The 740-nt window shown below is 45.8% G+C and carries 2 rRNA genes; both read right to left on the bottom strand.

The window, feature by feature from the left end:
• Positions 1 to 362 precede the first annotated feature (362 nt).
• Positions 363 to 479: ribosomal RNA gene (gene rrf / locus D3P07_RS26680) — 5S ribosomal RNA — on the bottom strand.
• 210 nt (positions 480 to 689) lie between these two features.
• Positions 690 to 740 (bottom strand): 16S ribosomal RNA (locus D3P07_RS27330); the annotation flags it as partial.

The raw sequence follows: 740 nt of genomic DNA, 5'->3' as shown, positions 1-740 counted from the left end.
CTAAAGGATGTTTCAGCAGAAGATTCTCTTCTTATCCGAAGATAAGATTCAAAACTTCTTGTTACTTTCGTTATCCAGTTTTCAAGGAACAAATTGCCGCATAAGCGACAAGAATATGAGTTTACCACAACCATTCGACTCATTCAACACCAAAATGTTGGAAGTCTATATAGTTATATTGGCAAACAAATATTATCCGCTTGGCGACGCCCATTCCGCACCGAATGACTGACTTCTCGAATAACTTCGAGGTCGGCATCGGAAACTTCATTATACTTCGCATCAGCTTCTTGAGTATTCATCGATCAAGTTTCCGATACTCTCCCAAGGGAGAGACACGTCGCTTCATCTATGATATACCTGCTTGGCGACGCCCTACTCTCCCAGGACCCTGCGGTCCAAGTACCATCGGCGCTGGAGGGCTTAACGGTCGTGTTCGGTATGGGAACGTGTGGTTCCCCTCCGCCATCGCCACCAAACGGCGTATTTCGATGATTACGCTCCCTGAATCGCTTCAGAAAAGACCCAACCATTTTACGAAAGATCATTGATCTTTCAAAACTGACAACGAGCGAGCAACATCTGCCTGAGTGAAGATTTTCATCTTGCCTTACGACAATGATGAAAACTTCTGAGTTGGAAGCAATGCTTCCTGATCCGAACCTCATCGGGTTCGGGTATATCCTTAGAAAGGAGGTGATCCAGCCGCACCTTCCGATACGGCTACCTTGTTACGACTT

The organism is Paenibacillus sp. 1011MAR3C5 (assembly GCF_003591485.1).
Lineage (GTDB): Bacteria > Bacillota > Bacilli > Paenibacillales > Paenibacillaceae > Pristimantibacillus.
This window is presented reverse-complemented; position numbering and strand designations above follow the sequence as displayed.